Source organism: Caulobacter sp. GW821-FHT10E02 (assembly GCF_059415225.1).
Window position 1 is genome coordinate 751,634 of the sequence record NZ_JBWKMV010000003.1, and the last position, 20,437, is coordinate 772,070.

The 20,437-nt window shown below is 67.7% G+C and carries 28 protein-coding genes and 1 other RNA gene; 10 read left to right on the top strand and 19 right to left on the bottom strand.

Annotated elements, in window-relative coordinates:
• Nucleotides 1–40: 40 nt before the first annotated feature.
• The 3 genes from AC07NI_RS18675 (at nt 41) to AC07NI_RS18685 (ending at nt 2,132) form a co-directional block, all read left to right on the top strand.
• A complete protein-coding gene (locus tag AC07NI_RS18675; RefSeq protein WP_494622271.1) occupies nt 41–1,051 on the top strand; it encodes a polyprenyl synthetase family protein in 1,011 nt (336 codons plus the stop codon).
• A complete protein-coding gene (locus AC07NI_RS18680) occupies nt 1,051–1,647 on the top strand; it encodes a hypothetical protein (RefSeq protein WP_494621819.1) in 597 nt (198 codons plus the stop codon). The genes AC07NI_RS18675 and AC07NI_RS18680 overlap by 1 nt, the downstream gene beginning before the upstream one ends.
• Nucleotides 1,648–1,745: 98 nt before the next feature.
• Nucleotides 1,746–2,132, top strand: a complete 387-nt coding sequence (locus AC07NI_RS18685) for a YccF domain-containing protein (protein WP_494621821.1) — start codon at nt 1,746–1,748, stop codon at nt 2,130–2,132.
• On the opposite strand, the gene AC07NI_RS18690 is transcribed toward AC07NI_RS18685, so the two are convergent.
• The 4 genes from AC07NI_RS18690 to fumC form a co-directional block, all read right to left on the bottom strand.
• On the bottom strand, nt 2,129–2,443 hold the full coding sequence (locus AC07NI_RS18690; protein WP_494621823.1) for a CcdB family protein: 315 nt from the start codon (nt 2,441–2,443) through the stop codon (nt 2,129–2,131). The two genes, AC07NI_RS18685 and AC07NI_RS18690, sit on opposite strands and share 4 nt — an antisense overlap.
• A complete protein-coding gene (locus AC07NI_RS18695; protein WP_494621825.1) occupies nt 2,440–2,670 on the bottom strand; it encodes a type II toxin-antitoxin system CcdA family antitoxin in 231 nt (76 codons plus the stop codon). The genes AC07NI_RS18690 and AC07NI_RS18695 overlap by 4 nt, the downstream gene beginning before the upstream one ends.
• Nucleotides 2,671–2,757: 87 nt before the next feature.
• Nucleotides 2,758–3,201 carry a GNAT family N-acetyltransferase gene (locus AC07NI_RS18700; RefSeq protein WP_494621827.1) on the bottom strand — a complete coding sequence of 148 codons (444 nt, stop codon included), beginning with the start codon at nt 3,199–3,201 and terminating at the stop codon, nt 2,758–2,760.
• On the bottom strand, nt 3,201–4,592 hold the full coding sequence (gene fumC / locus AC07NI_RS18705; RefSeq protein WP_494621829.1) for a class II fumarate hydratase: 1,392 nt from the start codon (nt 4,590–4,592) through the stop codon (nt 3,201–3,203). Before fumC ends, AC07NI_RS18700 begins: the two co-directional genes overlap by 1 nt.
• A 93-nt stretch (nt 4,593–4,685) precedes the next feature.
• On the opposite strand from fumC, the gene AC07NI_RS18710 reads away from it, so the two are divergent.
• Genes AC07NI_RS18710 through AC07NI_RS18725 form a run of 4 tightly spaced genes read left to right on the top strand, consistent with a single transcriptional unit; the run spans nt 4,686 to nt 7,120 of the window.
• Nucleotides 4,686–5,006, top strand: a complete 321-nt coding sequence (locus AC07NI_RS18710; RefSeq protein ID WP_494621831.1) for a YbjQ family protein — start codon at nt 4,686–4,688, stop codon at nt 5,004–5,006.
• Nucleotides 5,007–5,546 carry a DUF1697 domain-containing protein gene (locus AC07NI_RS18715; RefSeq protein ID WP_494621833.1) on the top strand — a complete coding sequence of 180 codons (540 nt, stop codon included), beginning with the start codon at nt 5,007–5,009 and terminating at the stop codon, nt 5,544–5,546.
• 22 nt (nt 5,547–5,568) lie between these two features.
• Nucleotides 5,569–6,729, top strand: coding sequence for an acyltransferase family protein (locus AC07NI_RS18720; RefSeq protein ID WP_494621835.1), 1,161 nt, complete (start codon nt 5,569–5,571; stop codon nt 6,727–6,729).
• Nucleotide 6,730: 1 nt separating this feature from the next.
• The gene (locus tag AC07NI_RS18725; RefSeq protein WP_494621837.1) at nt 6,731–7,120 is read left to right on the top strand and encodes a RusA family crossover junction endodeoxyribonuclease; all 390 of its coding nucleotides are present in this window, start codon (nt 6,731–6,733) and stop codon (nt 7,118–7,120) included.
• Here the strand turns inward: AC07NI_RS18725 and AC07NI_RS18730 are convergent.
• The 8 genes from AC07NI_RS18730 to AC07NI_RS18765 all read right to left on the bottom strand — a co-directional run bounded on the left by AC07NI_RS18730 (nt 7,088) and on the right by AC07NI_RS18765 (nt 12,420).
• A complete protein-coding gene (locus AC07NI_RS18730) occupies nt 7,088–7,474 on the bottom strand; it encodes a hypothetical protein (RefSeq protein ID WP_494621839.1) in 387 nt (128 codons plus the stop codon). The two genes, AC07NI_RS18725 and AC07NI_RS18730, sit on opposite strands and share 33 nt — an antisense overlap.
• A gap of 85 nt (nt 7,475–7,559) precedes the next feature.
• The gene (locus AC07NI_RS18735) at nt 7,560–9,716 is read right to left on the bottom strand and encodes a serine hydrolase domain-containing protein (RefSeq protein ID WP_494621841.1); all 2,157 of its coding nucleotides are present in this window, start codon (nt 9,714–9,716) and stop codon (nt 7,560–7,562) included.
• A 79-nt stretch (nt 9,717–9,795) separates the two neighbouring features.
• On the bottom strand, nt 9,796–10,566 hold the full coding sequence (locus AC07NI_RS18740; protein WP_494621843.1) for a C13 family peptidase: 771 nt from the start codon (nt 10,564–10,566) through the stop codon (nt 9,796–9,798).
• 10 nt (nt 10,567–10,576) lie between these two features.
• Nucleotides 10,577–11,050 (bottom strand): PaaI family thioesterase, encoded by a 474-nt coding sequence (locus tag AC07NI_RS18745; protein WP_494621845.1) that lies wholly within the window; start codon nt 11,048–11,050, stop codon nt 10,577–10,579.
• Complete coding sequence (locus AC07NI_RS18750) at nt 11,047–11,532, bottom strand: SspB family protein (protein WP_494621847.1); 486 nt, start codon at nt 11,530–11,532, stop codon at nt 11,047–11,049. Before AC07NI_RS18750 ends, AC07NI_RS18745 begins: the two co-directional genes overlap by 4 nt.
• A gap of 126 nt (nt 11,533–11,658) precedes the next feature.
• Nucleotides 11,659–12,023: a transfer-messenger RNA gene (ssrA, locus tag AC07NI_RS18755) on the bottom strand.
• 5 nt (nt 12,024–12,028) lie between these two features.
• Nucleotides 12,029–12,271, bottom strand: a complete 243-nt coding sequence (locus AC07NI_RS18760) for an Atu4866 domain-containing protein (protein ID WP_494621849.1) — start codon at nt 12,269–12,271, stop codon at nt 12,029–12,031.
• On the bottom strand, nt 12,268–12,420 hold the full coding sequence (locus AC07NI_RS18765) for a hypothetical protein (protein ID WP_494621851.1): 153 nt from the start codon (nt 12,418–12,420) through the stop codon (nt 12,268–12,270). Before AC07NI_RS18765 ends, AC07NI_RS18760 begins: the two co-directional genes overlap by 4 nt.
• A gap of 187 nt (nt 12,421–12,607) precedes the next feature.
• Between AC07NI_RS18765 and AC07NI_RS18770 the strand changes: the two genes are divergently transcribed.
• Both AC07NI_RS18770 and AC07NI_RS18775 read left to right on the top strand, forming a co-directional pair.
• A complete protein-coding gene (locus AC07NI_RS18770) occupies nt 12,608–13,516 on the top strand; it encodes an AraC family transcriptional regulator (RefSeq protein WP_494621853.1) in 909 nt (302 codons plus the stop codon).
• 97 nt (nt 13,517–13,613) lie between these two features.
• Nucleotides 13,614–14,276: an aquaporin gene (locus tag AC07NI_RS18775; RefSeq protein WP_494621855.1), complete on the top strand. Its 663-nt coding sequence runs from the start codon at nt 13,614–13,616 to the stop codon at nt 14,274–14,276.
• A 51-nt stretch (nt 14,277–14,327) separates the two neighbouring features.
• Here AC07NI_RS18775 and AC07NI_RS18780 read toward each other — a convergent pair whose 3' ends face one another.
• The 6 genes from AC07NI_RS18780 to AC07NI_RS18805 all read right to left on the bottom strand — a co-directional run bounded on the left by AC07NI_RS18780 (nt 14,328) and on the right by AC07NI_RS18805 (nt 18,696).
• Nucleotides 14,328–14,768 carry a hypothetical protein gene (locus AC07NI_RS18780; protein WP_494621857.1) on the bottom strand — a complete coding sequence of 147 codons (441 nt, stop codon included), beginning with the start codon at nt 14,766–14,768 and terminating at the stop codon, nt 14,328–14,330.
• Nucleotides 14,769–14,855: 87 nt separating this feature from the next.
• A complete protein-coding gene (locus AC07NI_RS18785) occupies nt 14,856–15,683 on the bottom strand; it encodes a hypothetical protein (protein WP_494621859.1) in 828 nt (275 codons plus the stop codon).
• A 3-nt stretch (nt 15,684–15,686) separates the two neighbouring features.
• The gene (gene ilvN, locus AC07NI_RS18790; RefSeq protein WP_454759230.1) at nt 15,687–16,244 is read right to left on the bottom strand and encodes an acetolactate synthase small subunit; all 558 of its coding nucleotides are present in this window, start codon (nt 16,242–16,244) and stop codon (nt 15,687–15,689) included.
• Nucleotides 16,241–16,585: a GIY-YIG nuclease family protein gene (locus AC07NI_RS18795; RefSeq protein ID WP_494621861.1), complete on the bottom strand. Its 345-nt coding sequence runs from the start codon at nt 16,583–16,585 to the stop codon at nt 16,241–16,243. Before AC07NI_RS18795 ends, ilvN begins: the two co-directional genes overlap by 4 nt.
• A 145-nt stretch (nt 16,586–16,730) precedes the next feature.
• Nucleotides 16,731–18,536, bottom strand: coding sequence for an acetolactate synthase 3 large subunit (locus AC07NI_RS18800; RefSeq protein WP_494621863.1), 1,806 nt, complete (start codon nt 18,534–18,536; stop codon nt 16,731–16,733).
• 112 nt (nt 18,537–18,648) lie between these two features.
• Complete coding sequence (locus AC07NI_RS18805; protein WP_024265762.1) at nt 18,649–18,696, bottom strand: hypothetical protein; 48 nt, start codon at nt 18,694–18,696, stop codon at nt 18,649–18,651.
• A 173-nt stretch (nt 18,697–18,869) separates the two neighbouring features.
• Between AC07NI_RS18805 and AC07NI_RS18810 the strand changes: the two genes are divergently transcribed.
• Nucleotides 18,870–19,937 carry a serine hydrolase domain-containing protein gene (locus tag AC07NI_RS18810; RefSeq protein ID WP_494621865.1) on the top strand — a complete coding sequence of 356 codons (1,068 nt, stop codon included), beginning with the start codon at nt 18,870–18,872 and terminating at the stop codon, nt 19,935–19,937.
• Here the strand turns inward: AC07NI_RS18810 and AC07NI_RS18815 are convergent.
• The gene (locus tag AC07NI_RS18815) at nt 19,934–20,428 is read right to left on the bottom strand and encodes a CinA family protein (protein ID WP_494622273.1); all 495 of its coding nucleotides are present in this window, start codon (nt 20,426–20,428) and stop codon (nt 19,934–19,936) included. The two genes, AC07NI_RS18810 and AC07NI_RS18815, sit on opposite strands and share 4 nt — an antisense overlap.
• Between the last annotated feature and the right edge of the window lie 9 nt (nt 20,429–20,437).

The window sequence follows — 20,437 nt, forward strand, 5'->3', positions numbered from 1 at the left end:
GCAATGGTTCGTGGGGGGCCGCCGTAAGGAGACGATGGTTTTGGACGCAGCCGCAGCGACCCTCACCCGTAAGCCGGGTTCGGTGGATCGTCTCGTGCGCCTCGCCGAGGCCGACATGAAGGGCGTCAACGCCCTGATCACCGATCGCATGCAGAGCGACGTGCCGATCATCCCGGCCCTGGCCGAGCACCTGATCGCCGCCGGTGGCAAGCGCTTGCGCCCGCTGCTGACCGTGGCCGCCGCGCGCCTCGCTGAATCCGACAACGACCACTGCCTGAAGCTGGCAGCCTCGGTCGAGTTCATCCACACCGCCACCCTGCTGCACGACGACGTGGTCGACGGCAGCCAGCTGCGTCGCGGCAAGGTCGCCGCGCACCTGATCTGGGGCGCGGCCCAAAGCGTGCTGGTCGGTGACTTCCTGTTCGCCCGGGCCTTCGAACTGATGGTCGAGACCAATTCGATGAAGGCGCTGGAGATCCTGGCCCGCGCCAGCCGCGTCATCGCCGAGGGCGAGGTGCTGCAGCTGATGCGCAGCCACGACCTGAATCTTTCGCAGGCGGTCTATCTGGAGATCATCCAGGCCAAGACCGCCGAGCTGTTCGCCGCCGCTTCGGAAGCCGGCGCGGTCTCGGCCGGCGTCGACGCCGCCAAGACGGGCGCCCTGAAAGCCTACGGCCTGAACCTCGGCCTGGCGTTCCAACTGGTCGACGACGCCCTCGACTACGGCGGCACGACCGAGACGCTGGGCAAGAACGCCGGCGATGACTTCCGCGAAGGCAAGGCGACCCTGCCGCTGCTGCTGGCCATCGCCCGCTCGGGTCCGCGCGAGGCCGAGTTCTGGGAGCGCGCCATCGGCCGCCGCGAGCAGACCGAGGCAGACTTCCGCCGGGCCCGCGAGCTGATCGTCGGCTCGGGCGCGCTGGACGCCACGCTGGATCTGGCCGCCGACTATGCCGACAAGGCCAAGGCGGCGCTGGCGATCTTCCCGGCCAACGACTGGCGCGAGGCGCTGGAAGACCTGGCCGACTTCGCCGTCAGCCGCAGGGCGTGATGTTCAAGCGGAAGTCACCCTCTTACGGCGGACTTCCCCCGGCGCGTCCTGGCGAGACCCTGCCGCACCTGCAGACGATCATCGCCACCTCGCCGGAGAACCCCGGCGGCGACCCGAACGTGCGCCCGCACGAAGCCGGCGAGGCGGCCGGCAAGGTCATCGGCGGCGGTCTGGGCCTCGTGGCCGGGGCGGTGCTGATCATCCTGATGATGGGCCCGGTGCTGTGGGCGCCGCTGTGGGCGGGCCTGCGCACGGCGCGGTTCGTCGCGGGGCCGTGGCTGCCCTGGCTGATTGGCCTGCTGGCTGGCGGCGTGACGGCCTTCGTCCAGACCGTACTGCTGGTCCAGCGCAGCCCGCTGCTGCGCTATCCGATCGTGCTGCTGCTTTCCCTGATCTGGATCGGCGGGCTGTGGCTGGAGTTCACCTCGCCGCGCCACGACTGGATCACCACCGCGCCGGCCCTGCACATGCCGGGGACCTGGAGCTGGGTGCTGATCGGCGTGGGCACGGTGCTCTATGCCGGTGTCTACCTCCTGGCGCTCGCGCCCTTCGGCAAGAGCCGCTGGGCCAAGCGCTGGCAGCTGATCAAGGCCTAGGTCTCTCGAGGTGAATTCGCCGTAACGCCCTTCACAGAAGCGGCGGACGGGGCCACGTCTAGGGCCTGGGCGGCTTTCGCCTTGCTGGGGACTTCGACGTGATCCGTTTCATCCTGAATGTGCTGTGGTTCATCTTCGGCGGCCTGCCGCTGGCCTTTGGCTGGTTCGTGGCCGGGCTGGTGCTGGCCCTCACCGTCATCGGCCTGCCCTACACCTTGGCGGCCTGGCGCATCGCGGGCTTCGCGCTCTGGCCGTTCGGCAAGGAGATCGTCCACCGCGAGGCGGGCTTGGCCAGCGGCCCGCTGGGCCTGGTGCTGAACGTGATCTGGTTCGTCCTGGCCGGCTGGTGGCTGGCCCTGGGCCACCTGGCGGTCGCCGTCGCCGAGGCCGTGACCATCATCGGCATCCCGTTCGCCATCAAGGACCTGCAACTGGCCTACATCGCCCTGGCCCCGATCGGCCGCGACGTGGCGCGGGTCGACTAGAACCCGGTGAACAGACGGTCGAGCGCGCGGCGGATTTCGTCTTCGTGCTCGACCAGGTTCCCGCGCGAGCGGCCCAGCATGCGACGTTCGATATTGGCCAGGAGCGCTAGGTCCATGACCAGCGTCTCGCCGCCGAACTCGACTTCGAGCAGAACCTTGCTCTCGCTGGACGGCGTTCCGATACGCATGAGCGGCGCGACGACCACGGTCGAAAGCGCTTCGAAAAGATGGGACTGGAGCACCACGATATAGGGAGCTCTGGACCGCGTGGACGAGCCGGGATTGGTGAAAACGTCGAACTGGCGGATCACCAGGTTCGCCATTCCGCGCCGAAGGGGCCGTGTTCTTCGACAAAGCGATTGTGCTCGGCGATCGCCTCGGCGTTTTCTTCCGCCCAGCGGCGAGCGCGCTCTTCACCACCGGCCGGGTCGACCTTCTGAAGGTGCAGCCGCAATTGCCGCTCGGTCATGCCTTCGACCGAGATGCCTATGCGCTCGGCCTGGGCCAGCAATTCCGGATCGATTGGCGACGCGTCCATGGGACGGGAAGCTAGCATGACGCGCCCTCGGCTCACAGCTGCGGCCAGTTTGGCGCGTGATGTTGGCAAATCAACTATGAAGTTAGTCTAGGCGAGTGACTTGCGCATCACGTGCGTCCACGGCCCGCTTGTGTCCGGAGCGAACCCCTGCGTCTCCCAGAACGGCGAAGCGGCCTCTGAGGCTCTCGCATTGACCGTCAGCAGTCCCACGCTGTCGAAGCCCTCATGGATCAGGGCCGAGGCCAGCGCGGTGGCGACGCCGCGGCGGCGCATCGACGGGCGGACGTAGAAGCGTTGCAGGCGGCGGGCCGGTTCGGAGGCGGCGGGTTCGACGCTGAGCGCGCCGATCCCCGCAAATTCCCCGACCAGGAACGCGGCGAGGAGCGCCTCGCCGTCGTCCTGGAAGCGTGCGCCGCTCCGCCAGCCGTCCGCCAGCAGGGCCATGTTGCGCACGCCTTCGCCGGAGGCCTCGGCGAGCAGGTCGTCGAAGCCGTCCGGCAGTTCGTCGAACAGACGAACCAGTTGGAGCATCAGCCCGGCGAGACCATCTTTTCCGGGCGGACGTACTGGTCGAACTCTTCGTTCGACAGATAGCCGCCACCGACGGCTTCCTCGCGCAGCGTGGTGCCGTTCTTGTGGGCCGTCTTGGCGATCTTGGCGCAGATGTCGTAGCCGAGGCGGCCGTTCAGGGCCGTGACCAGCATCAGGCTGTTCTCGACGCCCTTCTTGATGTTGTCGATGCGCGGCTCGATGCCGACCACGCAGTTGTCGGTGAAGCTGATCGCCGCGTCGGCCAGCAGGCGGACCGACTGCAGGAAGTTGTAGGCCATCACCGGGTTGAAGACGTTCAGCTCGAAGTGGCCCTGGCTGCCGGCGAAGGTCAGGGCGGCGTGGTTGCCGAACACCTGCACGCAGACCTGGGTGAGGGCCTCGCACTGGGTCGGGTTGACCTTGCCCGGCATGATCGACGAGCCCGGCTCGTTCTCCGGCAGCGACAGTTCGCCCAGACCCGCGCGCGGGCCCGAGCCCAGGAAGCGGATGTCGTTGGCGATCTTGAACAGGCTGGCGGCGACCGTGTTGATGGCGCCGTGGCTGAAGACCATGGCGTCGTGGGCGGCCAGGGCCTCGAACTTGTTCGGAGCGGTGGTGAACTCCAGGCCGGTGATCGCGGCGATGGCCTCGGCCACGCCCTCGGCGAAGCCGATCGGGGCGTTCAGGCCGGTGCCGACGGCGGTGCCGCCCTGGGCCAGCTGCATCAGCTTGGGCAGGGTGCTTTCGATACGCTCGATGCCGTTGGCGACCTGCTGGGTGTAGCCGCCGAACTCTTGGCCCAGCGTCAGCGGAGTAGCGTCCTGGGTGTGGGTGCGGCCGATCTTGATGATGTCGGCCCAGGCCTTGGTCTTGGCTTCCAGGGCGGCGTGCAGGTGCTTCAGGGCCGGCAGCAGGTCGTGGACGATCTGTTCCGCGCAGGCCACGTGCATGGCCGTCGGATAGGTGTCGTTCGACGACTGGCTCATATTGACGTGGTCGTTGGGGTGGACGGGCTTCTTGGTGCCCATCTCGCCGCCCAGGATTTCGATCGCGCGGTTCGAGATCACCTCGTTGGCGTTCATGTTCGACTGGGTGCCCGAACCGGTCTGCCAGACGACCAGCGGGAAGTGGTCGTTCAGCTTGCCGTCGATGACTTCGTTGGCGGCCTGGACGATGGCGTCCTTCAGGCCCGCGTCCAGCTTGCCCAGCTTGAAGTTGGTCTCGGCGGCGGCGCGCTTGACGATGCCCAGGGCGCGGACGACTGGCAGGGGCTGCTTCTCCCAGCCGATCTTGAAGTTGCCCAGGCTGCGCTGAGCTTGCGCGCCCCAGTAGCGGTCGGCGGCGACTTCGATCGGGCCAAAGGTGTCGGTCTCGATGCGCGTGGCGGTCATGCGGAGATCTCCGGAAAAACGGTCGAGCGCGGTCTAGACCTTGGGGGCGCGAAGGGCAATGTTCGCAAGCGCGAAGACGCCCAGGAGAACACCATGCTCGTCGCCACGACCAACGATCTGCCCGGTTATCGCATCGTCGAGCACTATGGCGTTGTGCGGGGCGTCACCGTCCGCTCACGCAGCGTGATCGGCAATGTCGGCGGCTCGATCCAGGCGATCTTCGGCGGCAACCTGTCGATCTACACCAAGCTGGCCGAGACGGCCCGGCAGGAGGCCTACGACCTGCTGGTGCAGCACGCCCGCGAGGTCGGGGCCAACGCCATCCTGGCCATGCGCTACGACGCCAACGAGATCATGGAAGGCATCACCGAGGTCCTGGCCTACGGCACGGCCGTACGCGTCGAGGCGCTGTAGGTGGCGGCATTCGTCGCGCTCCCGCGCTCGATCAACACCGGCAAGCGCAAGGTGTTGAAGGAAGACCTGCTGGGGATCGCGAAGGACACCGGCTTTGCGGAAGCCAAGACCTACCTGGCCAGCGGCAACCTCCTGCTATGGGGTGACCACGCCGGCGGTGAGGCCCTGGAAGCCGAGCTCGAGGACGCGCTGGAAAAGCGCATGGGCCTGCGCACCGACTTCATGGTCCGCTCGCCGGCGCAGCTGCGGGCTCTGGTCGACGCAAATCCCTTCAAGGCCGAGGCGCTGGACCACCCCAGCCACGTGATCGTCAATTTCCTGAAGGTCCCACTGCCGGACGGCGACGAGGACATCCTGCGGGCGGCCAACACAGGGCCGGAGCGGTTCGTGGTCGGGCCGCGCGAGCTCTATCTGGATTTCCCGATCAGCATGGCCGACTCGCTGTTGGATCGGGACTGGAAGAAAACGAAGCGCAATCCGGTCGGCACCACGCGGAACTGGAACACCGTGCTGAAGCTGACCGAGATGCTGGGGGCCTGAAGAGCCCAACCGGGGGGGACGCATGACGAGTTCGTCGACGGGCCAGCGCATCGTGTCGCTGGACCTGCTGCGCGGCCTGGCCGTGGCCGGCATGATCCTGGTCGACAGCCCTGGCTCCTGGTCCAAGGTCTATGCGCCGCTGGAGCACGCCGCCTGGCACGGTCTGAGCGCGGCGGACCTGGTGTTCCCGACCTTCCTGTTCTGCGCGGGGATGGCCATCGGTCTGATGGTCCCGCGCCTGACCGCCGAGGCGCGGGCTAGCTCGGCGTTCTGGCTGAAGGTCGCCCGGCGGACGGGGCTGCTGATCCTGCTGGGCCTGGCGATCAGCCTGCTGGGCAACGGCTTCGACCTCGCGCACTTACGCTTCCCCGGCATCCTGCAGCGGATCGGCGTCTGCTACGCGGCGGCGACAATCATCTGCGTGCTGGCCGCGCGGCGGGGGGAGGGCGGCCGGCTGGCCTTCAACCTGCCGGTCACGGTGGGCGCGGGCTTCGTCCTGCTGGCGATCTACTGGCTGCTGGTGGCCTTCGTGCCGGTTTCGGGCTTTGGCGTCGGACGCCTCGACTCCTACGGTTCGCTGCCGGCCTATGTCGATCGGCAGGTGTTCACGATCGCCCACCTGTGGGTCGGCGCGACGACGCCGGGGATGGGCGTCACCTATGATCCCGAGGGGCTGCTCTCGACCCTGCCGGCCGTCGTCAACACCCTGGCGGGGGCGATCGTGGCGTGGGCGATGACGCGTGGCAAAGGCCTGACGCCGGTCCTGATCCTGGGTGTGGCGCTGATCGTGCTCGGGCTGGCGCTGAATCCCGTCATGCCGATCAACAAGAAGATCTGGACGCCCAGCTTCGCCCTGGTGACCAGCGGGATTTCCGCCGCTGTCCTCGTCGGTTTCGAGCTCATCGCGCGCTCCGGGCGAGGCCTGGGCTTCGACTTCGTGCTGAAGGTCCTGGGCGGCAACGCCATCCTGGCCTTCATCCTGTGCCAGCTGCTGGGCATCTTCAGCGGCCTGTGGATTGTCCCTGGACCCAACCCGTCGCCGCAGGGCTTCGTCTACGCCCTGGCCCAGAAGGCGCTGCCCGATCCTTATCTGGCTTCCCTTGCCTGCGCGGTTCTGGTTCTTGCCTTCATCACCGCGATCCTGATCCCGCTGCACAAGCGTGGGATCCACCTGAGGCTCTGATTTGCTCGAAGACGACTGGACCCACCACGGCAAGGTCCGCGCCCGCGAGGCCGGGGGCGAGCTGACCATCGTGGTCGACGGCCTGACCACCCAGGGCAAGTACTACAAGCCGCTGATCTACGAGTTCTTCCGCAAGTCCTGGCGCGGTTCTCGGCCGGCCTGGGGCGAGTTCAGCGTCGAGATCGGCATGGAATATGTCGGCGAGCCGCCGTGGATGGACCTCGACAACCTGGCCAAGGCCCTGCTGGACGCCATCAAGGGCTACGCCTTCCACGACGACGCCCAGGTCGCCCGGCTGCTGGTCGAGCGGCGTCCGGGCGAGCGCGAGCGGATCATCATCCAGGTGCGCAAGCTGAACTCAAGCCTTATGCGGCGCACGCTCGAAGACTGAGGCCGCCACGGCGATGTACAGCACCGCCAGGAACGCGCCGTAGCGGCCGGTGCTGACCGGGTCGCCGGTCGGCATGACCTCGGCGTAGCGGGCCACCACCAGGGCGCCGCCCACCAGGCCCGGCGTCGAGAACAGGATCATCGGGAACAGGCGACGGCTGCGCGGCGTGTGCGTCAGCCGGGTCACCGCCCAGAAGGTGAAGGTCAGCGCCGCCGCCGCCGCGAAGGCGTTGATCGCGTAGAACCAGAACGTGCTTTCGAGGATCCCCCCGCCGAAAGCCGCATAGAACAGGGTGGCCGCCGCCCAGGCGATCAGCCCGGTTCCCCCAAACGCCAGACCGTCCAGTTTTGACACGTCGCGTCTCCCTCGCTCGTCTCCTGGAACAGCGATCTGCAAGCAGGGCGCCGGGAGACGAGACTAGGGATGGATCGCGACGGGATTAGCTGCGGGGCAGCAGATAGCCCCACATGCCGAGCAGGACACTGAGCAGCACGAACAGCAGGGCGGTGAAGGTAAAGGCCACCTTGCGGCCGCTGCTCCAGCTGTCGACCCGGCGGCCGCCGCGCCAGACCATCGGCAGGGCGCCCAGGGTCAGCAGGCTGAGCGCCGCGGCGACCAGGGCGCAGGCCGAGCCGCTGAGCAGCCAGCCCGATGGCCAGCCGAAGAACACGGCAGTCTGGTCCGAAGCCTTGAGCGAGAACGCGCCCAGGCAGCCGACCGAGATCAGCCACAGCACCGCCTGCATGGTCTGCATCTGTGCGGCGCGGGCCTGGACCGGGGTCTGGCGAGCCTCGCGGCGATTGCGGAACAGCACGCCCAGGATGGTGGCGATGCTGGCGAAGCCGGCGATGATCGCCGTCCAGCTCAAGAGGCCGGCCGAGCGGAAGAAGCCGATCCGCTCATAGGTCGAGAAGCCCCGCGCCGAGTAGAAGCGCGAGGGCTTGTCGCCGTTGGCGTCGAACACCAGCATCAGTGGGCCGTCGACGGCCTTGAACACGCCGGGGCGGCCCGTGCCGTTGTAGAGACTGCTGACGCCGCCCTCGATCACCGTCAGGCGGCCGTCGGCGGTGGCGCGCACGCTGGCGCGGCCGATGATGCGGTTGGTGAAGCCTTCCAGCCCGGCATAGGCGCGGCGGGTGGTCAGGTAGTCGCCCTCATAGGCACGGGCCTGCTCGTAGCTGATGGCGCTGTCGGCCGGCACGGCGGGGGCGGGGGCGTAGAAGTGCTCGACGATGGTGGCGGGCAGGTTGGCGGTCAGATTGGCGCCGCTGTCGGTGTTGGCCGAGATGAAGATGCCCAGGCCCAGGTCCGGCACGATCACCATGTTCGAGTAGAAATAGAGGGTCGCGCCCTGGTGGCCGATGCCACGGCGGTTGCCCGGCATCGGGCTGTCCTGGAAGCCGGCGTTCCAGCCGGCCGCTTCCGGGGCGGGGCGGTACATCGGCGTGCGGAAGGCCAGGGCCGTCTTGGGCGAGAAGATGGTCTTGCCGTCGATCGTCCCGTTGGCCAGCAGCAGGTTCATGTAGCGGGCCATGTCGCCGGCCGTGCTGGAGGCCGAGGCGGCCGGGGCCACCTGGCCCATGAACTCGCGCGGCTGGGTCTTCCAGCCCATCGGCGTCCACGAGAAGCCGTCCGACAGTTCGGCGGCCAGGGCCTCGTTCATCGGCGCCGGCAGGCCGTCGCGCCACGGGCGGGCCTCGCGGAAGGTCGTGTGGTTCATGCCGGCCGGCAGGATGATCTCCTCGCTGACCAGCTGCTCGAACGGCTTGCCGGTGACATTGGAGACGGCGGCGCCGGCCAGGGCCGCGCCGTAGTTGGAATAGCTGGGCAGCAGGCCCGGCTCGCGCACCCGGCGCGGACGCTCCTGGCGCAGATAGTCGGCCAGGGTGCGGACGCGGTTCGGGTCGCGCTCGAACAGCTGGCCCAGGGCCCGGTCCTCGAAGCCGCCGGTGTGGGTCATCAGGTCGCGCAGGCGCACCTGGGTCTTCTTGCCCTGGTCCTTCAGCTGCAGTGGCTCGGGCAGGTACAGGTTCACCGGACCGTCCAGGCGCATGTGGCCCGACTCGATCTCGTTCATCAGGGCGATCCAGGTGAACGTCTTGGAGATCGAGGCGACGCGGAACAGCGTCTTGTCCGGATCGACCGGCTGGTGTTGGCCGAGGTTGGCGAAGCCGTAGCCCTTCTTCAGCACGACCTGGCCGTTCTGGACCACCGACAGGGTGACGCCGGCGATGTGGTCACGGCTCATGGCGCGGCGCACGACGCCGTCGACGAAGGCTTCCAGCTCCGGCGTCGACATCGGCGTGTGGGCGGTGGGCGGGGGCAGGGCGGGCTGGGCCGGAGCCGGCGTGGCGGCAGCGACGGCGGCTGGGGGCGCGACAGGGCGGGGCGTCGCGGCCGCAGCGGCCGCGACCGGACGGGGCCGCACGCGGCGCGGACGCAGGCTGTTATAGGGGCGTGGGGCGGAATTCAGCACGGGCTCGGTCGCGGCGGGCGGCGGAGACGAGTCCTGCGCCCGCGCCTCCGATCCCGTGATGGACCACAGTGCGATGAAGGCCGCCGCAAGGGCGGCTGCGGGCGATACGCGCGACGTCAACGATGTCCCCTGGGTAAAGCGGAAGAACCCCAAGGGTTTGTGTAGCGTGCTGGGCGCGGGGGTCAAACCCGATAACCGGTCAATCTAATTTGGTTTTCCGATTGAACGCATAGAGCGGCAGCATTGGCCGCAGGGCCGGGCCGATCCACACCTGCGGTTCGGAGGCGGGCTCGGCCCCGGTCTCCTTCTCGCGGCGCGCCACGCAGGCCTGGACGGCCGCGCCAAGGGCCGCGAAGTCATGGGCGCCGGGCGCGGCCGACAGGAAGCAGTCGTCGAAGAACGGATACTTGTCGTCCTCGCCGCAGCCGAACGAGGCGCGGTCGGGCCGGGCGGCGGTGATGATCAGCCGGTTCTTGTCCTGCAGCGGCGGGATGAACACGCCCGAAAAACAGGCGGAGATCACCACGACGCTAGGCCGGTTGGGGCAGGCTTCGTTCACCAGGGCGGCCAGCAATGGGGGACGCAGGACCCGCGGCCCCAGAATCAGGCCCTCGGGGCTGCCGTGGGTGCTGATGTAGAACAGGCATCCGGCCCTGGCCGTCTCGGCCTTGGTCTTGAGCGCCTCGTAGATGGCGCTGCCTTCGGCCCTGCCGGGCGCGTCGGCCGGATAGCGTTCGGGGCGCACCGAGAACTGCTGGATCGCCGCCTTGTCAAAGCCTAGCTCGACCAGCGCCTTGGAGACGTCGCGGCGAGCGTTGTCGAAGGCCTCGGTCGGGCCGCCGGAATGGGCGTGGAAGTCGCCGGCCACCACGACCGCGCTCCAGTTGGCGAACGGCCCGGCGGCGTAGGCGGATGAAAGCGGCGCGAGCAGGAAAGCAAGAAGTCCGATGACCGCCGCCGCCCCTCGCATCGCTCCCTCCCTACTTCTTCTTGAAGTTGGCGAAGGGCGTTGGGATCGCCGTGCCCGTGGACTTGGCCAGTAGCCGCCCCTCGGCGTCGTAGAGCTCGCCTTCCATGAAGCAGACCGTGCGGCCCCATTTCACCACGCGGCCGACGCCGCGCAGCGCGCCGGGCAGGGCAGGGCGCAGGAAGCTGGTCTTCATCTCGAGCGTAGGCACCACGTGTGTCATGCCCGAGGTGATCATGCCGGCCACCGACATGCACTCGTCCAGCATGGCGCAGACGAAACCGCCCTGGATCTGCCCCATCGGATTGCACAGCAGCTCAGCGCGCGCCGTGAAACCGACCTCGACCTCGCGATCGGCCTGGCGCACGGCGAGGAGCTCGAAGCCCAGGGTCTGGGATCCGGTCGGCTGGCTCTTGGATGCGCGGAAGCGCGCGAGGATCGCCTCGTCCGTCAGGGTCTGCGGAGCGTCCGAGGCGATGTCGCTCATTTCTTCCGGAACTGGTCCAGGGAAACGATCTTGGGACCGTCGTCACCGGTCGGCGCGGGCGTCTTGTCCTCGGCCTCGGGTTCCGGCTCGGGCTCGTCCTCGATGACCTCGGGGGTCGAGAATTGCAGGGCGAACTGCACCGACGGGTCATAGAAGCGGGTCAGGGCCGCGTAGGGCACCGACAGGCGCTTGGGCTGGCCGCCGAACTTCAGGGTCACCGAGAAGAAGGTCTCGCCGGGGGCGAGGTCCCAGTACTGGTGCTGCAGGACGATGGTCATCTCGTCCGGATACTTGCCCAGCAGGTCCTGCGGACCCGAGACGCCCGGCGCCTTGGTCTTGAAGGTGATGTACAGGTGGTGCGGCTCGGGCAGGCCGCCGGGCGCGGCGGCCTTCTTCAGGGCCGCCTTGACCACGCCGCGCAGGGCGTCCTGGGCCATGGCCTCGTATTGCATGAGGTCTTCGGGCGGTTCGGTCTGAGACATGCGCGGAGTCGATACTTCGAACTGAAAACGAAGCCCGGAACGTAGCGCGTCGAGAGCTTCGCGCAAAGCGGGTGGCTGCGGAATCCAATGATCCGCAATCGATCTCATTCACAGCGATGTGAGGAAAGTGGAGGGATTCTGTTGGCAGGCTCCCTCCGGGCCCCGCCTAGGGATCTGAACCCCTAGGACTTAAGAGGCGAATTCACCTGCACCGCATTACGCGGCGACGGCGAACTCTTCAGCGAAGTTATCGTTCGCATTTAGAAAAATGACCCGAAACGGTGGATCAAGCCGAGAGAAAGCATACACCTTTACACGTCTGTCGATGCTGATCGGCCCCATGCAGTCCCATGATAACTTGGGAGAGATTGGTGGAGCCGCCGGGAATCGCACCCGGGTCCAGTCCGCTTATTACGTGCGCGTTTATCCCCATAGTCCGACCGAGGTCGGACAGTTCCAATATAGGGTGTTCGTTCGGCTTATGGAAGGGCGGGGCTCAGGCTGTCCCCAGGCTTAGGCGGCCGTCCACCAGCGTGCCGCTGATGACCGCGCCGCGATCCTCGAACAGTTTCAGCCTTTCGCCGACCAGGACATAGACGCCCGTGAAGACGTCGGCGAAGTCGGCGCGGGTCTCGATGAAGCGGCCGTCGGCGCGCAGCTCCAGCGAGATGTGGCCGTCGGGGGAGGTCCAGACGCCGGCGACCGGGATGTGGGGAACGATGGCGGACATCATGGTCATGGGGCGATCCTCCAGGCGGTGGTTGCGGGGGCGGGTGAGGTGGTGGGGAGCATGGCGGTCGCGGCGGTCAGCGCGGCCGTCCCGCCCAGCAGGGCGGCGACGAACCAACGCGGAGCCGTCACGCCGCGCGGGGGCGTGTAGCGTCTCATCGCTGAGCTCAAATTGTGGGGTTGGCCGCGTCGGGGAGCGGAACGAGGTCACTATGATGCATGGACCCGTCCAGCGCGTAGACCGATGCTCCGGCATGATTGCACGAAAATCCAGAACCGAACCGCGTCGCGTGACGGAGGATCGTGCAAGGCTTACTAATAGCCTCGTTCCAACAAGAGAAATCCCATGAGCACGCGCGAGGCGCTGGCCGCCCTGATTGAACGATTCGCGCCGGACGAAGGCCCGGTCGAGACCTGCTGCCCCAGGGTCAATCTCTACCGGGTGCACGCGCCCACCGAGCCCATGCACGCCGTGCACGACCCGTCGTTCTGCGTGCTGGCCCAGGGCCGCAAGCGCGTGCTGGTCGGCGACGCCATCCACGAATACGACGACCTCAACTTCTTTCTGTCGTCGATCGACGTGCCGGTGGCCGGCCAGGTGATCGAGGCCTCGCCGGAGAAGCCGTATCTCAGCTTCCGGATCGTGCTGGACGCCAACCTGATCAGCGAGATGATCATGGAGTGCGGGCTGGCCGCGCGGCTGGACGCCGCCGCGCCGCTGGTCGGCGGCATGTCGGCTGGGGCGATGACGCCGGCGCTGTTCGACGCCGCTTGCCGCATGGTCGGGCTGATGGACTGTCCCGAGGACGCGCCGATCCTGGCCCCGCTGATCGAGCGCGAGATGCTCTATCGCCTGCTGACCGGTCCGCAGGGGCCGCGCCTGGCCCAGATCGCCCGCCGCGACGGCCGCCTGCGCCAGGTCAATCGCGCCATCGGCTGGATCAAGCGCAACTTCGACCAGCCGTTCAGCATCGACGCCGTCGCCGACGAGGCGCGGATGAGCGCCTCGGCCCTGCACCAGCACTTCAAGGCGGTGACTTCGCTGTCGCCGCTGCAGTACCAGAAGCAGATCCGCCTGCAGGAGGCCCGCCGCCTGATCCTGGTCCAGCGCCTGGACGCCGCCACGGCCGGCCACACGGTCGGCTACGACAGCCCCTCGCAGTTCAGCCGCGAGTACGCCCGCCTGTTCGGCGCGCCGCCGCTGCGGGACGTGGCGCGCCTGCGCGATCAGCCGGACGTCGCGGTCGGCGCCTAGACCCGATACGGGTATTCCAAGACTCGAATAAATCCCGCATGGTCGAGCTCACGAGTGCTCCAAATCCTGCGGAAGCAAAAATCGGGGAGATCTTGGAATGTCAAAAATTGTTGCCGAATTCATCGGGACGTTCGCGCTGGTTCTATTTGGCTGTGGCGCGGCTGTGCTCGGCGCGGATCATGTCGGACAGCTGGGCATCGCCCTGGCCTTTGGTTTCGCCATCATCGCCCTGGCCTACGGGATCGGTCCGGTTTCGGGCTGCCACGTCAATCCGGCCGTCAGCCTGGCGGCGTTCATCGCCGGCCGCATGAGCGCCAAGGAGATGGGGCTCTACTGGATCGCCCAGTTCGCCGGCGCCCTGGCCGGCGCCGCCGTCCTGGCCTGCATCGCCGGTGGCACCGCCCACGGCCTGGGCCAGAACGGCTGGGGTCCCGGCTATCTGGGCGCCTATCCGCTGCAAGCGGCCTTCGTGTTCGAGGTAGTGATGACCGCGCTGTTCGTCATCGTCATCCTGGGCGCGACGGGCGCTGACGCCGCGCCGGGCTTCGCGGGGCTGGGCATCGGCATCGCCCTGGCGGTGATCCACATCGTCGGCATCCAGGTGACCGGCGTCTCGGTCAATCCGGCCCGCAGCTTCGGTCCCGCCGTCCTGGTCGGCGGCCAGGCGCTGGGCCAGCTGTGGCTGTTCTTCGTGGCTCCGGCGATCGGCGCCATCCTCGGCGCGCTGCTGTACCGCTTCAAGATTCTGAAGGTCGGCTGACCTCCTCGGGCATGTCCGGCGGCATGAGCGCCGCCGGACGACCCGCGCGGTCTAGTGCGGCAGGTCGGACCAGTTGATCACCACGGAGGCCTTGGCCTGGCCCACCAGGGTCAGCTTCTGACCTCGGTCGTCGCTATAGATATCGAAGATATAGCGGGCGCCGGGCTTCTCGACGTTCTGCAGGACCTTGCCGGTCGCGTCATAGGTGACCAGAGCGAACGAGACGCGGTTGTCGTCGTAGCTGAAGACCCAGGTCGTGCCCGGACCGTAGGCGATGACCGGGCAGCTCTTGCTGGCGGGCGCGCCGTCGGTCGGGGCGTTGAGGCAGGCGCGCTGCAGGCCGGCCGGGGGCGTCGGCGCCTCTGTGACCGGGACGAACTTGACCTGGGGCGTGTTCGGCGTGGCCTGGGCCAGGGCTGCGCTGGCCGAGCCCAGGGCGACGGCGACGCCGGCGACGGCCAGCATGGATTTCAGGGCGACGATCTTGGCCATGGCGTTTCCTCCCGAGGTAATGGCCAAGTTTGATAACGTCGTTATCTTGAAATTGCAATTTCAAGGCGTGGTCCTGGAAACGACGCGCTAAGGGGGCGTCGTTTCCGTCCCGTCTTCGGTCGGCGCAACGGGGACCGCCGGCGGCTGCGGGCGATTGATCTCTCCAGGGATCAGCCGTCCGCCCGAGGCGACGAGATCGGCATAGGCTTGCGCCTGCCGCGAGAAGTCCGCGCCGCGCGGCAGCACCGCGTCGAAGCGCGGGTCGCGGCCCACCGCCGCGCCGACCGCCGCCGACAGGATTTGCGCGATCGAGCCGACCTCGGCGTCGTCGCAGGCGCGGCGCAGATGGCGAGCCTGGCCCGGAACGACCAGGGTCACGTCCCACGACACCCCGTCCACGCACAGGGCTGACACCGCCCCGCCGCCATAGTCGACGATGACCGAGCGTGGCTGGCTCCAGGCGGGATCGGCGCTCAGGGTCTTCAGCGGTGCGATCTGCGGTTCGCCCAGCTCGGCGTCAATATCGACGCGGCGGCCGATCTCCGGCGTGCAGCAGCCCAGGCCGGCGCGGGCCTGGACGAAGGCGTGGCCGTCGCGGCGCAGGGTGACGCGGACCACGGCCTGGCGCACGCCGCGCGAGGGCCGGGCCCAGACCTCCAGGATCAGCTCGCCCTTGCGGACGATCTGGCTCTGCAGGGGCTGCAGACCCCAGAGGCGGTAGAGCAGGGGCTCGACGCCATTGTCGATGGGGATGGGCTGCTCGGCCTTGCCCAGCCGGCGATTGGCGAGTGGCTCGGCCTCGGCGGACGGACGGGGAACGGCCGGCGACCACCAGGTCGCCGGATCAGGCAGTGGCGCGGCCTGCTGGACGGCGGCGAGGGCTATCCCCGCGATCAGTCCGGTCAGGCCGCTCATCGCCTACATCCCTTCGACGCCCCGCTCGATGGAAAGGACGCCCGTGCGGGAAAGTTCCACCAGGCCCAGGGGGCGCATCAGGTCCAGGAACTTGTCGATCTTGGACGGCGCGCCCGAGATCTCGAACACGAAGCTTTCCAGCGTGGTGTCGACCGGCTTGGCGCGGAAGATCTCGGCGATGCGCAGGGCCTCGACGCGGTCGGGACCTGAACCGCGCACCTTGACCAGGGCCAGCTCGCGCTCAACGCCGTTCGGGTCGCGGGTCACGTCGTGCACGCGGCGGACGTTGACCACCTTGTTCAGCTGGGCCTCGATCTGCTCCAGCACCTGGCGGGTGCCGCGGGTCACCACGGTGATGCGGCTGGTGTGGGCCTTGCGATCGGTCTCGGCGACCGTGAGGCTCTCGATATTGTAGCCCCGCGCGGCGAACAGGCCGACCACGCGATGCAGCACGCCCGGCTCGTTATCGACGAGCAGCGCGAAGGTGGCGGTCTGCTCGACCTGGCCCGTGGGGCTGAGGTCGTAGGCCGAGGCGGGAGCGGGTTGGACGTTGGCGGTCATGTCTGAGCTCTGACTTCTGGTTTGTTTTCTGACTTGGGCTTGCCGCCCCGACGGCGTGACAGTGAAGGGAGTTTGTCCCACTCGCCGCGCATCATCGCTTCCTTCTTGGCGCGGGACCAACCTTTGATGCGACGTTCAACGGCGATGGCGTCCGTGATGAACTGGAAGGCTTCGCACCAGACCAATTCCACTGGCAGACGCGCAGAGGTGTATTCACCGCCCAGGCCTTGCTGATGCATCGAGACTCTTGCCTCCACGTCTGGTCCGCGATGGGAGCCGACATAGTACGAGCCGTCTCGGCATCGCAGCATGTAAACCCAAGCGCTTTGAACGTCGTACATCGGCCGTGCGTCCTTCGAGGCCCGCTGCGCGGGCGCCTCAGGATGAGGAAGATTTTGCGAGCCGAAAGCGGAAAAACGGGCCTTCTACTGAATACCTCATCCTGAGGCGCCCTCCGTAGGAGGGCCTCGAAGGACGCAAGGCCGATCAGACCAGCCCCGCGCCCTCGGCCCCGATCACGTTCCCGATGTCCTCGACCTCGCCCATGATCATCTCGTTGTGGGCTTTGCCCGACGGGATCATCGGCAGGCAGTTCTCGTGCTTCTCGACGCGGCAGTCGAAGATCACCGGCTTGTCGCTGTTGATCATCTCCAGGATCTTGCCGTCCAGCTCGGCCGGGTCCGAGCAGCGGATGCCGTGGGCGCCGTAGGCCTCGGCCAGCTTCACGAAGTCGGGCAGGCTGTCGGAATACGAGTGGCTGTAGCGCTCGCCGTGCAGCAGCTGCTGCCACTGGCGGACCATGCCCATCCACTCGTTGTTGAGGATGAAGATCTTGACCGGCAGGTCGAACTGGATCGCCGTCGACAGCTCCTGGATGCACATCTGGATCGAGGCTTCGCCGGCGATGTCGACGACCAGCGAACCGGGGTGCGCCAGCTGCACGCCCAGGGCGGCGGGCAGCCCGTAGCCCATGGTGCCCAGGCCGCCGGAGGTCATCCAGCGGTTCGGTTCCTCGAAGCGGAAGAACTGCGCGGCCCACATCTGGTGCTGGCCGACTTCGGTGGTGATGTAGACGTCCTTGTCCTTGGTCAGCTCGTACAGGCGCTCGATGGCGTACTGCGGCTTGATGACCGTCTCGGAGCGCCGGTAGTTCAGGCACTGGCGGGCGCGCCACTGGTCGATCTGGGCCCACCAGTCGGTCAGGGCCGCCTTGTTCGGCTGCAGGTTCTGAGCCTTCCAGGCGGCGATCAGGTCTTCCAGCACGCTGCCGGCGTCGCCGACGATCGGCAGATCGACGCGGACGTTCTTGTTGATCGACGAGGCGTCGATATCGATGTGGATCTTCTTGCTGCCCGGCGAGAAGGCGTCCAGGCGGCCGGTGACGCGGTCGTCGAAGCGGGCCCCGACGCAGATCATCACGTCGCAGTCGTGCATGGCGTTGTTGGCCTCGAACGTGCCGTGCATGCCCAGCATGCCCAGCCACGCCGGATCGGCCGCCGGGAAGGCGCCCAGACCCATCAGGGTCGAGGTGACCGGCGCGCCAGTCAGAGCCTGGAATTCCCGCAGGGCTTCGCTGGCCTTGGGGCCGGCGTTGATGACGCCGCCGCCGGTGTAGAAGATCGGGCGGCGCGCGCCGGCGATCATCTTGGCGGCGTCGGCGATGCGGCCCGCGTCGCCCTTGGTCTTGGGCGCATAGGCGTGGGTCGAGGCCACTTCCGTCGGGCCGTAATATTCGCCCTTGGCGAACTGGACGTCCTTGGGGATGTCGATCAGCACCGGGCCCGGACGGCCGGTGGTGGCGATCTTGAAGGCCTCATGGATGATCTGCGGCAGGTCGCGGACGTCTTTGACCAGGTAGTTGTGCTTGGTGCACGAGCGGGTCATGCCGACGGTGTCGGCTTCCTGGAAGGCGTCGGTGCCGATCAGGTGCGTGGGGACCTGGCCGGTGATGACGACCATCGGGATCGAGTCCATCAGGGCGTCCATGATGCCGGTGATGGCGTTGGTCGCGCCCGGGCCCGAGGTGACCAGGACGACGCCCGGCTTGCCCGACGAGCGCGCATAACCTTCGGCGGCGTGGGTCGCGCCCTGCTCGTGGCGAACGAGAATGTGCTGCAGGCGCGGCTCGTGGAACAGCGCGTCATAGATCGGCAGGACCGCGCCGCCCGGATAGCCGAACAGCACTTCGACGCCTTGATCCACGAGGCCGCGAACCACGATCTCGGCGCCGGTCATGGCGCGATCGGCGGTATCTGCGGGAGCCTTGCTCTCGATGGTCTGGTGGGCGGTCATGGGACGGGTCCGGGTGGGAAGGGGCGGAAAGCTGAACTGGAAGGAAGCGGAAAAGAAAAAAGGTCCCGAAGGACCTTTGCGCGCGCGACCGAGCTACGACGTGACTTCAAGGTCACCCCGCGAACGGCCGCTCCATAAGTACGATCATGGTTTTGCGCACGAGTCTTGCTCCAAAGCTACGAAAGGGGTGATGACATGCGCCAGCTGGAGCGTCAAGGCGCGCTTTGCCGCAAGGATGTGCCTTTTCGGGCGGTGTGACCTTACCGGAGTTTCACGTGACAGGGGCAGGTTTTCCCCCGCACGGTCGCGCTCCTGGAATGACGGGGTGCATCAGTGTTCGGACGGCGTGAATTTCTGGCGGGCGCGGCGGCGCTCGGCCTGGTCGAAAACGCATCGGCGGCGGTGCTCTCGGGCAACGCGGCGGACCGTGCGGTCGACGCCTTCCTCAAGATCCAACCATTCCAGGGCGTGGTGCTGATCGGCCGGGCCGGCAAGCCGATCTACTCTCGGACGGTCGGGTTTGCCGACATCGAGGCCAAGAAGCCGGCCGCGCTGGACACGCCCTATGTCATCGCCTCGATCTCCAAATGGCTGACCTCGACGGCGCTGCTGAAGCTGGCCGAGGCGGGCAAGATCGAGCTCGACGCGCCGATCACCCGCTACCTGACCGACTATCGCGCCGACACCGGCGCCAAGGTCACGCTGCGCCACCTGATGACCAACACCAGCGGCGTGCCGAACGGCTTCGCTGCCTGGACCAAGGCCAATCCCGATCCGGACCTGTTCAAGAAGACCTTCACGACCGCCCAGGCGGTGAAGCTGTGGTGCTCGGGCGACCTGGCCTTCGAGCCGGGGACCAGGTTCGACTACGTCCTGACCAACTGGGTGATCATCACCGCCATCATCGAGACGGTAACGAGCCAGCCTTTCGCCGAGGCGATGGATGGATTGGTGATCCGCCCGCTGGGCCTGAACCGCACCACGCCGGCCGACCCGGCGGACATCGCGATCTCGTACCGCACGCTGGAGCCGCTGGTCCGGCAGTCCAACGACCGCTTCCCGTTCTTCGCGGCCGGCGGCGGCTATGCCAGCACGGCGGGCGACCTGCTGAAGGCCGCGCATGCGGTGCTCGACGGCGGATTCCTGCCGCCGGCCCGCAGGAAAGAGCTGCTGACCGTCGGCTGGCCGGACCAGGATTACACGCTGGGCGGCCGGGTGAAGACCCTGTTCGCCGACGGCTTCCCGCGCGTCTTCGCCTGGGAGACGGGCCGGGCGGCCGGCTATCGCTCGGTGCTGGGCCACCGCTTCGACGACCAGACCACCGTCGTGCTGCTGAACAACACCAGCATCACCCAGAAGGCCATGGACGAGTTCGCCTACAGCCTGTTTGGGACGGTCTAGGCGTCCAGACCGTCCAGGGTGTCAGCCAGGAAGCCGAGCGCGGTGGCGGCGAAGGCCTGCATGTTGGCGGCGCGTTGGTCGCTGCCGGTTTCCAGCGTCGTGCTGACCGAGACCTCCTCGCCGACGACAGCGAAGCAGCAGTGGCCGGGCGCGTCGCCGTAGCGGTTGCCGTCCGGACCGGCCGCGCCGGTTTCCGACAGCGCCCAGGTCGCCTTGAGGTTCTTACGGGCCACGCGGGCCAGCATCACCGCATAGGGCTCGCTGGCCGAGCGCAGGCCGTCCATGGCCTTCTGCGGGATGTCCATCAGGGTCAGGCGCGCCCGGGCCGTGTAGACGACCGCGCCGCCGACATAGAACTTCGACGCCCCCGGCACCGCCAGCAGCGCGGCCGAGATCAGGCCGCCGGCCGAGGACTCGGCGATGGCGATGGTCTCGCCGCGCGCGGTCAGGCTGGCGGCGACGCGTTCGGCGAGGGCGTGGAGGTCGGACATCATGCTTCT